This window comes from Bradyrhizobium sp. (assembly GCF_049691595.1).
In the GTDB taxonomy this organism is placed as follows: Bacteria; Pseudomonadota; Alphaproteobacteria; order Rhizobiales; family Xanthobacteraceae; genus Bradyrhizobium.
Genome location: NZ_JBAVNZ010000032.1, coordinates 1 through 9,005 on the forward strand (window position 1 = coordinate 1; position 9,005 = coordinate 9,005).

10 protein-coding genes and 1 riboswitch are annotated in these 9,005 nt (G+C 64.9%); of the genes, 6 read left to right on the plus strand and 4 right to left on the minus strand.

Annotated elements, in window-relative coordinates:
* From WCE35_RS01350 to WCE35_RS01360, 3 genes are all read right to left on the minus strand, one after another.
* Nucleotides 1-550 (minus strand): ABC transporter substrate-binding protein (locus WCE35_RS01350; RefSeq protein WP_424591546.1); only part of this gene is annotated, 550 nt, incomplete at its 3' end.
* A complete protein-coding gene (locus tag WCE35_RS01355) occupies nt 550-1,323 on the minus strand; it encodes an ABC transporter ATP-binding protein (RefSeq protein ID WP_424591547.1) in 774 nt (257 codons plus the stop codon). The genes WCE35_RS01355 and WCE35_RS01350, both read right to left, overlap by 1 nt.
* On the minus strand, nt 1,320-2,348 hold the full coding sequence (locus WCE35_RS01360; protein WP_424591555.1) for a FecCD family ABC transporter permease: 1,029 nt from the start codon (nt 2,346-2,348) through the stop codon (nt 1,320-1,322). Before WCE35_RS01360 ends, WCE35_RS01355 begins: the two co-directional genes overlap by 4 nt.
* 124 nt (nt 2,349-2,472) lie before the next feature.
* Nucleotides 2,473-2,672, plus strand: a riboswitch (cobalamin riboswitch).
* A gap of 113 nt (nt 2,673-2,785) precedes the next feature.
* Here WCE35_RS01360 and WCE35_RS01365 point away from each other — a divergent pair.
* From WCE35_RS01365 to WCE35_RS01375, 3 genes are all read left to right on the plus strand, one after another.
* Nucleotides 2,786-5,053, plus strand: coding sequence for a TonB-dependent receptor (locus WCE35_RS01365; protein ID WP_424591548.1), 2,268 nt, complete (start codon nt 2,786-2,788; stop codon nt 5,051-5,053).
* A 190-nt stretch (nt 5,054-5,243) separates the two neighbouring features.
* Complete coding sequence (locus WCE35_RS01370; RefSeq protein ID WP_424591549.1) at nt 5,244-5,489, plus strand: transcriptional regulator; 246 nt, start codon at nt 5,244-5,246, stop codon at nt 5,487-5,489.
* A complete protein-coding gene (locus WCE35_RS01375; RefSeq protein ID WP_424591550.1) occupies nt 5,490-5,774 on the plus strand; it encodes a hypothetical protein in 285 nt (94 codons plus the stop codon). It abuts the gene before it with no gap.
* Nucleotides 5,775-5,899: 125 nt separating this feature from the next.
* Here the strand turns inward: WCE35_RS01375 and WCE35_RS01380 are convergent, their stop codons facing one another.
* Nucleotides 5,900-6,142, minus strand: a complete 243-nt coding sequence (locus WCE35_RS01380; RefSeq protein WP_424591551.1) for a hypothetical protein — start codon at nt 6,140-6,142, stop codon at nt 5,900-5,902.
* 124 nt (nt 6,143-6,266) lie between these two features.
* On the opposite strand from WCE35_RS01380, the gene WCE35_RS01385 reads away from it, so the two are divergent.
* The 3 genes from WCE35_RS01385 to WCE35_RS01395 form a co-directional block, all read left to right on the plus strand.
* Entirely contained in the window at nt 6,267-6,476 is a 210-nt protein-coding gene (locus WCE35_RS01385; RefSeq protein ID WP_424591552.1) for a hypothetical protein, read from the plus strand.
* A gap of 306 nt (nt 6,477-6,782) precedes the next feature.
* A complete protein-coding gene (locus WCE35_RS01390; RefSeq protein ID WP_424591553.1) occupies nt 6,783-8,021 on the plus strand; it encodes an MFS transporter in 1,239 nt (412 codons plus the stop codon).
* A 77-nt stretch (nt 8,022-8,098) separates the two neighbouring features.
* A partial coding sequence (locus WCE35_RS01395) for an N-acyl-D-amino-acid deacylase family protein (protein WP_424591554.1) occupies nt 8,099-9,005 on the plus strand: 907 nt, incomplete at its 3' end.

The following is a 9,005-nucleotide window of genomic DNA, read 5'->3' on the forward strand; positions in this document are numbered from 1 at the left end:
GGAGCGAGCTGACCAGAGCGTCGCGGCCCGGCACCCAGCCGCGCCGCGACAGCGGCAGCACGCGATAATGCTTCTCGCTCACGGCCTGCCGGGCGCGCGCGATCGCGGCATCGAGCCGGGCGATTTCGGCGCTGGCGCGATCCGGATGCCGCACCACCTCCCCCATCTCCCGGATCTGGTCCTTCACCTCGTCCAGCGTGCGCGGCACCGTGAATTCGACGAGATGCAGGCCCTTCGCCCTCAGAAGCTCCCGCGTCGAGCGTTTGTCGAACAGGCTGGCGACGACGATGTCGGGCTTCCGCACCAGCACGTCCTCGGCGCCGCCCGACAGGGTCGGATAGCGGCGCGCGTCGCCGGCCGCCCAGGATTGCCAGGCATCGCGCGAGAACCGGCTGAGCCCGAGGATCTGCCCGGGGTCGGCCAGCGTCAGCAGCAATTGATCGGTGCAGACATTCATCGACACGATCCGCGGCGGATCGGCTGCAAGGGACGTGGTCGCGGAAATCGCCGGCGCGACGATCGCGAGCAGGCATGCAAGACGCCGGCGCATCAGATTTCCGCCCACGGCACGATCACCGCCTCGCGCTGATATTCGGCGCGATAGGCGCTGATCCGGAACACGTCCGCCATCACCCGCTCGGACAGCGCCTGCGCCGGCGTGCCCTGCGAGGCCAGGCGTCCTTCCGAAAGCACCAGCACTGAATCGGCAAATCGCGCCGCCAGCCCGAGATCATGCGTCACCACGACCACCAGCACGCCGTTGTCGGCCGCCGCGCGCAGGCCTTTCATGACCTCGAGCTGGTGGCGCGGATCGAGCGAAGCGGTCGGCTCGTCCGCCAGAATGACCGGCGCTTCCACCGCCAGCACCCGGGCGAGTGCGACGCGGCTGCGTTCGCCGCCGGACAATTCGGTGACGCGGCGTTCGCTGAACTCGACGACATCGACCGCCTGCATCGCCCGCAGCACCGCCTCGGCATCGCGCGGCGCAAGGCGCGCCGGATCGGTGGCGCCATGCGGATAGCGGCCGAGGGCGACGATGTCGCGCGCCGGCAGCGGCCAGTGCACGATGTGTCCCTGCGGCAGGTAGCCAAAGCGTTTGGCGCGCTCGCGCAGCGGCAGCCTCGCCAGCGCATCGCCGCCGACATCGATCGCGCCGTCGGACGGGAGCAATCCGGCCAGTGCGCGCAGCAGCGTGGTCTTGCCGGCGCCGTTCGGCCCGACCAGCGCCACCAGATGGCCCGCTGACAGCGAAAGCGAAACATCCTTCAGCACCGTCCGGCCGCCCAGCGCGACGCTGAGGTTTTGCGCGCGCAGATAGGTCATGCGACGCCTCCCGCGAGCGCCCGGCGCTCGCGCATGATCAGATAGAGGAAGAACGGCACGCCGATGATCGAGGTCAGCACGCCGACCTTGATGTCGCTGGTCGAGGGAATGATGCGCACGGCGATATCGGCCGACAGCAGCAGCGCCGCGCCGGCCAATGCGCTCGGCAGCAACAACCGCGCCGGATCGTGGCCGATCAAGGGCCGCATCAGATGCGGCGCGACCAGGCCGATGAAGCCGATGGTGCCGGTGACGGCGACCGCGCCGCCGACGCCGAGCGCGACGCCTGTTATCACGGTGAGCCTCAGCCACCCGACGTCGACACCCAGGCTTTGTGCCGTTTCCTCGCCAAGGCTGAGCGCGCGAAAAGCGTTGCGCTGGCTGAACAGGATGATCGCGCCGGCCACGATGAACGGCAGCGCCAGCATCACATGCACAAAGCTGCGGTCTTCCAGCGAACCCAGTAGCCAGAACGCGATTTCCAGCACCACGAAGGGGTTGCTGGACAGATTCATCACCAGCGCGGTCGCAGCTCCCGCAAGGCTCGAAATCGCAAGGCCGGCCAGAATCAGGATCAATAGCCCGGCGTTGCGGCCGGCGATGGTGAGCAGCACGAACACCGAACCGAAGGCCGCCACGATCGCCGCCACCGGCAGCGCGTAGGACCGCACGTCGGCAAGGCCGAGCGCGATTACCAGCACCGCGCCGAAGGCGGCCGATTGCGGCGCGCCGAACAGCGAGGGCGAGGCCAGCGGATTGCGCAACAGGCCCTGCAGCGCCGCGCCCGACAATCCGAGCACGGCGCCGATCGCGAGCCCCAGAATCGTTCGCGGCAGGCGGATTTCCCGCACGATCACCTGCGACACGTCGCTGCCGCCGCCGCATATGGCTTCGATCACCGTCAGCGGCGACAACCGCACCGGACCGATGCCGAGCGAGACCAGCACCAGCAGCGCCACGAGCGCGGCCAGCGCCGCGGTCAAGCCGATGCGCCGGCGCGCGGCGATATCGGCCGCTGTCGTCATGTTCCAAACGCTCATCGCGCCATGCTCATACAGCGATTGAGGTGGCATACAAGCGACAGGCGAACAAAAAGCGTACCCTGCGGTGCCGGGGTTCGCCGCCGGGATTGACTCTTCGTCCGGCACAATTCTAGATGTTTTCGACGGTTCCCTTCTCGGGGATCAAAAGGGAATGCGGTGCGGGGAGAGATCCCCAATGCCGCGGCTGCCCCCGCAACTGTAAGCGGTGAATCTTTCGTCACAGGCCACTGGGAATCTCGGTCCTGGGAAGGCGACGAAGGGTAACGACCCGCGAGCCAGGAGACCTGCCGTCAGCCGTGGTCACACGCGAAGATGTCGGTCGGGGAGTACAGACATTAGCTTCACCCAGGCTGCGCAAGCACGAGGGTGAGACTTGGTTCGCTGTGACGTGCCACTGACGTCATACCGAGGTTTGAACCATGTCTTGCATCCGCATCGCCGCACCGCGGCGTCGCAACTATTTGCTCGCTTCCAGTGTTCTCGTACCCCTGCTCTCCCTGGGCATTTCCGGCGCGCAGGCACAGCAATTGGCAGCGGCGGACCAGTTGCCGCCGATCGAAGTCAGTCCGCCCATCGACCAGAACCGGACGCGGGCCAAACCGTCAGATGACGAGAGTTCGGGTCCGCACCGCACGGCTCCGAATCTCACGCCGACCACCGACACGAATCCTGCGCCGTCAGGCGGCTCCAGCGTTTCGCCGTCCGGCACATCGCCGTCGGGAGCAATCACAGTCCGGCAATTCAGCGGCATTGTGGGGGCGTCATTGACCGTGATCACCGCGGAAGATATCGCCCGCTCTCCGGCGCAGACCGTGCAGGAAATCATCGCGCAGACCCCCGGCGTCCAGCTGACAAGCCTGTTTGGCGGCGTGAATGGCGCGAAGACCAGTGTGGACCTGCGCGGATTTGGCGCGTTCGCCGCCTCCAATGCCCTGCTCCTCATCAATGGGCGCAGGGTCAATGACGTCGATATGCAGGGCGTGGACTTCGGCACGATTCCACGCGATTCGATCGAACGGATCGAAATCACCCGGGGCAACAGCGGCGCCGTGCTCTATGGTGACAACGCCGTCGGCGGCGTCATCAACATCGTCCTGAAAAACGGCGTTGGCGGCCCGCCGGTCGCGATGCGCGGCGAAGCGGGAGCCGGATCCTTCAACCAGCGCATGGCTTCGGTCTCCGCCGCAACCAACTCCGGACCCTGGTCCACGTCCTTCTACGGCAACGGCATCAAGTCCGACGGTTACCGTGTCAACAATGCACTCGACCAGCGCAACGGCGTCGGCAACGTCAACTACGCCACGCCCGGCCTCACCGCGTTCCTGACCCTTTCCGGCGACGATCAGAAACTGGGCTTCCCGGGCGGCCGCACCGTCGATCCATCGATCGGATTGAATCAGCTCGTTACCGATCGCCGGGGCACCAACACGCCGTTCGACTACGGCAACCAGCAGGGCGCCAACGCCACCGCCGGCTTCACCAGGACATTGTGGAACGGCGCCGAACTCATCGTCGATGGCGGCGTGCGGGACAAGAAGCAGCAGGCCGGGTTCTTCGGCAATTCTCCGGCGATTCCGTTCAACTATGTCGACACCCATCTGCAGACGTGGTCGATCACCCCCCGCTTGAGCATCAAGAACGTGATGCCGGGGTTACCCTCTGCCATTCTGACGGGCGTGGACTATTACGATGCGACCTACCATTCGGATCGACCCGAGTCCCGCGGCGCGCCGCCAATTCACGTCTACGACCTCAATCAACGTACGCTGGCTGGATACTGGCAGCAGACGATCGGCCTGTTGCCAACGACGGACTTTTCGTATGGCGGCCGAATTCAACGCACCAGCCTCAGCGCGCGAGATCGCTACGATCCATTCGCGCCGGGAGCCTTCAGCGCCGAGGCGACGCCTCTCGACAGCGAGGAGACCCAACACGCCCTGCATATCGGCATCGAACATCGCTTTAACGCGGTGTTCTCGATGTTCGGACGCGCCGCTCGCGCGTTCCGTACGCCGAATGTCGATGAAAGAGTATCCTCCGGCCCGGCCTTCGATCCTTTCTTCAATCCCCTTTCCGGGAACTTCAAACTGAAAACCCAGACGTCTCACGATATCGAAGCGGGTTTTCGGATCAGGTCCGGGCCGTTCGAGATACAATCGAGCGTCTACACGATGGACCTCGAGAACGAGATCCATTTCATCCCCGCGCGGTTTTTCAACGTCAATCTCGATCCGACCCGGCGTTATGGCTCGGAGACCAGCGCGTCGCTGCGCGTCAGCGACGGCGTGCTGTTGCGCGGCGGCTTCGCCTATAGCCGCGCGGTGTTCCGCGAAGGGACGTTCGCCGGCAATGACGTTCCGCTGGTGTCCCGCTACACGGCAAGCGGCGGCGTGAGCTGGAACATCTGGCAAAACTATCTCGTTGCGGACGCGACGCTGCGCGCCTGGAGCGAGCGCTTCATGGACAATGACCAGGCCAACACCCAGCGCCGGATTCCGGCCAACGCGACGGTCGATTTCAAGCTGAGCGGAGCCTATCAGCACTTCTTCTGGTCGCTCTCCGTGAACAATCTCTTCAATGCGCTGTATTATGACTACGCGATCGCGAGTTCATTCACCGACGGCCGCTTCAGTGCCTATCCGCTGCCGGGCCGGGCCTACATGGTAAAGGCCGGCGCCACGTTCTGATCGGAACCGCCGGTTTGGAGACCCTCCAGACCGGCCTGTCGGCCCTTCACCACGATGGCTGATTTCCTCAAAAAGGGCCTGTTTCCGTGACAATATGAGCCCAAAGAACCCCCTCCGGCCATCCGATGCATGATAGGATCGGAACCGGGCCGCCGCACGGCGATGTGCGCCATGACATGAAAGGCAAGCGATGAATGACGAGGTGAAAAGCGCTGCCGAACTCAAGCAGATCCGGCTGAATCGAAAGCTCGCCCAGCAAGTCGAAGGCATCAAGGCGATGGCCGACATCGCGGCTGCCGACGCTGCGATACGAAAACGCACAGCGGCACTGCGCGAACTCCGGCTGGCAAAGGAAGCCGCCGACCGCGCCAAGCCGCCGGAGGCAAAAGCCAAGGTCAACAAAAAGGCCCAGCCCAACAAAAAGAAGTCAGCTTAAATGACCAAGGAAGATCGAGACCGCGCCGGAGCGCGGGTCAACAAGGCGGCAAGGACAGCCCTGGATGCCAGGACCGGCAAGACTGATCGCGACGCCGTCACAAAGTCCGTGCTCGACAACATGGCGAGGCTGAAGGCCTTGCGACTCGCCCGCGAGGCGGCCGAGCCTCCACGCCCGGCGCCCGCGCCCAAGAAGGCGCGGGCCAAGCCGAACAAATCAGCGGAAAAAGGCCCGGCGCTGACGGATTGGCTGGCAAGCCGGCAGGACGGCGGACGGCGGACTTGATTCCGTCCGGTTCTGATCGGATCAGAACCGGAGATTTCACGTTTTTGCTGTGACGGATTTTCCTGGCGCGGACCGGTATCCGCCGCGCTATCCAGGTGCCGGGCAGGCCCTGGCTCAAAAACCGATCAGGACGGCGCCGGCCACTCGATCATCGACCGCGTCCTGGTCTCGGCGTCGTAAACCTGAACCTGAAGCATCTGGTATTGATGCTTCAAGGCCATGCCCGCCTCTTCGGCGGCCTCGACGGTGTCGTGGTGTGATTTGAAATGACCGTCGACCACCAGCGAATAGCCGCTGGTCGGTGGCTTGTCGGCGCGAACGATATGACGGGGCTGCTGCGCTTCCAATTCGAGCTTGGGCTTCTTCATGAATGATCCTTTGTTGTGCCTCCCTTTACACCGAACAACGGAAAAAGGCAGGAAAGTTCGCCCGGTTAACGCTATTGTGTCGGCAATGTCGGTGAGATTGAGGTCAGGCCACGAATGTCACGGAATGGCTGGCCAGAGATCGGCCGATGCTATCAAAGGCAAGGACATGGGTGGAATCGGAAAAGACGGTGGGCCTCGCAAGGAAAGCGACGACAAGACGAGGAAGCCTTCGCCTTTGCCCCCGCCTTCGCCTGACGAGGACGACGAGTTCGAGGACGGCGACATCGCTACGCCGAAGCGTGATCGCACCGGCAACGACGACGAGCCGCTTTAGACACGGCGTGGTCGCAGGGCAGGCAAAGCGACTTGTCCGCCGTACCTCAAAGCGCGAAGGCGGAAAGCGTGTCCACCGGATCACGTTGACCGTTTAGATCGGTGGTGGGCGCAGCGCGCGGGTTTGCCCGCCCTGCACGTCAACGCAGCCCTCGCGCTCCATCCGCGGGATGCTTTATCCGCCGCACGCGAGGGCAGCCATGCAGCGGCATTCATGGACAAATAGCAGCCAGCCTCTATTTTCGTCAGGCTTTGATTTTCGTCAGGCCTTGCCGGGCCGCTTATCGAGACGGAGCTTGTGACAGACATGGCCGACGTTCTGGCTGCACCGCAACAAGTGAAGACGGACGGTTCGCTGCGAACGCTCGCCGCGATCTCGGTGGCGCACTGGGTCAGCCATTTTCATCTGTTCGTGCTGCCGATGCTGTTTCCGTTCCTGAAGGAGCAGCTCGGCGTCGGCTATATCGAGCTTGGCTTTGCACTGACGGTTTTCGCGGTCGTGTCCGGCCTGACCCAGGCCCCGATCGGCTATCTCGCCGACCATATCGGCGCCCGCAAGATCCTCCTGATCGGCCTGACCGTCGGCGGCCTGGCGCTGATCGGGCTCGGCATGCACCTGAGCTATCCCTCATTGATCGTCAGCGCCGCGCTGCTCGGCCTCGCCAACAGCGTCTATCATCCGGCCGATTACGCCATCCTCTCGGCGCACATGGATGAAGCGCGGATGGGCCGCGCCTTTTCGATCCACACCTTTGCGGGTTTCCTCGGCAGCGCAGTGGCGCCGGCCATCGTCGCCGTGCTGGTGGCGTCGGTCGGCGGCCTTGGCGCGCTGATCGTGGCCGGCGCCGTCGGTCCGCTGGTGGCGCTGTCGCTCATCCTCGTCGGCATTCCCGACGCCGGCGCCGACAAGCGCAGGACCGAGGACGCGCCGACACAGCAAGCCAACGTGATGACGCCGGCGATCATTGTGCTGACCGTGTTCTTCATGCTGCTCAGCCTGTCGAATGCCGGCATCGGCAATTTCGGCGTGGTGGCGCTGATGAGCGGCTATGGCGTGTCGTTCTCGTCGGCCAATATCGCGCTGACGGCGTTTCTCGGCGCCAGCGCCGCCGGCGTGCTGGCCGGCGGCTACCTCGCCGACCGCACCCGGCGCCATGGGCAGGTCGCCGCGACCTGCTTTGGCATCAATGCCGGCATCGTGCTCGTGGTCGCGCTGGTCAACCTGCCGCCGGTCGTCTTGACGGTGGCGATGGGGGCCGCCGGATTCCTCGGCGGCGCTATCGCCCCCTCGCGCGACATGCTGGTCCGCAACGCGGCGCCGGCGGGAGCTGCCGGCCGGGCTTTTGGCATCGTCTCCACCGGTTTCAACCTGGGGGGCATCGTCAGCCCGCTGCTGTATGGCTGGATCATGGACCAGAACATGCCGCATTGGGTGTTCGGGGCTTCCGTGGCGTTCATGCTCCTGACGGTGCTGCTGGCGCTGGCTACCGACCGCAGGCCGCGGGCCGCTTCCGAGGCGCCGGTCACGGGGCTGATGCATTCCTGAGCCCCATCCCCGGCGGTTGACAGCATCGGGGGCCCACCCATGATGCCGGCAACGAAGCCGAACCGGGATGAATCGCCATGACCTCCAGCCATGACCTCGTGATCCGCGGCGGCAATATTGCCGATGGCCGTGGCGGCGAATTGTTCGAAGCCGATGTCGCGATATCAGGCGGCCGCATCACCGAAGTCGGCAAGGTTGCTGGGACCGGCAAGGAAGAGATCGACGCCAGGGGCAGACTGGTGGCGCCGGGTTTTGTCGATGTCCACACCCATTATGACGGCCAGGTCACCTGGAGCCAGGACATCACGCCCTCCTCCCAGAATGGCGTCACCACCGCGATCATGGGCAATTGCGGCGTCGGTTTTGCGCCGTGCCGGCCGAGCGACCATCAGCGGCTGATCCAGCTGATGGAAGGCGTCGAGGACATTCCCGAACCGGTGCTGAGCGCCGGCATTCCCTGGGCCTGGGAAAGCTTTCCGGATTACATGGAATGGCTTTCGAAACGTCACTTCGACGTCGACATCGGCGCGCAACTGCCGCACGCCGCGCTGCGCGTCTACGTCATGGGCGACCGCGGCGCGCGCCGCGATCCGTCCACGCCGGACGACAACAAGGCGATGGCGGCACTGGCGGGCGACGCGGTGCGGGCCGGGGCGCTGGGCTTTTCCACCTCGCGCACCCTGAACCACCGCACCTCGACCGGCGATTTCACGCCGACGCTGAAGGCCGGCGAGGATGAACTGACCGCGATTGCCGGCGCCATGCACGGCGTCGGCCGCAGCGTGCTGCAATTCGTGCTCGATCTCTCGACCATCAACGAAGACCTGCCGATGATGCTGCGGGTCGCGGAGAACACCAAGATCCCGGTTTCGTTCTCGATCACGCAGAACGACAAGGCGCCGCGGCGCTGGCGCCAGACGCTCGACACCATTGCGAAGGCTTCGGCGCGCGGCCTGTCGATCACGGCGCAGATCGCCGCCCGTC

Coding starts and splice junctions, on each gene's coding strand:
- WCE35_RS01355 (WP_424591547.1), bottom strand. CDS start 1,323: ATGACCTATCTGCGCGCGCAAAACCTCAGCGTCGCGCTGGGCGGCCGG.
- WCE35_RS01360 (WP_424591555.1), bottom strand. CDS start 2,348: ATGACGACAGCGGCCGATATCGCCGCGCGCCGGCGCATCGGCTTGACC.
- WCE35_RS01365 (WP_424591548.1), top strand. CDS start 2,786: ATGTCTTGCATCCGCATCGCCGCACCGCGGCGTCGCAACTATTTGCTC.
- WCE35_RS01370 (WP_424591549.1), top strand. CDS start 5,244: ATGAATGACGAGGTGAAAAGCGCTGCCGAACTCAAGCAGATCCGGCTG.
- WCE35_RS01375 (WP_424591550.1), top strand. CDS start 5,490: ATGACCAAGGAAGATCGAGACCGCGCCGGAGCGCGGGTCAACAAGGCG.
- WCE35_RS01380 (WP_424591551.1), bottom strand. CDS start 6,142: ATGAAGAAGCCCAAGCTCGAATTGGAAGCGCAGCAGCCCCGTCATATC.
- WCE35_RS01385 (WP_424591552.1), top strand. CDS start 6,267: ATGGCTGGCCAGAGATCGGCCGATGCTATCAAAGGCAAGGACATGGGT.
- WCE35_RS01390 (WP_424591553.1), top strand. CDS start 6,783: ATGGCCGACGTTCTGGCTGCACCGCAACAAGTGAAGACGGACGGTTCG.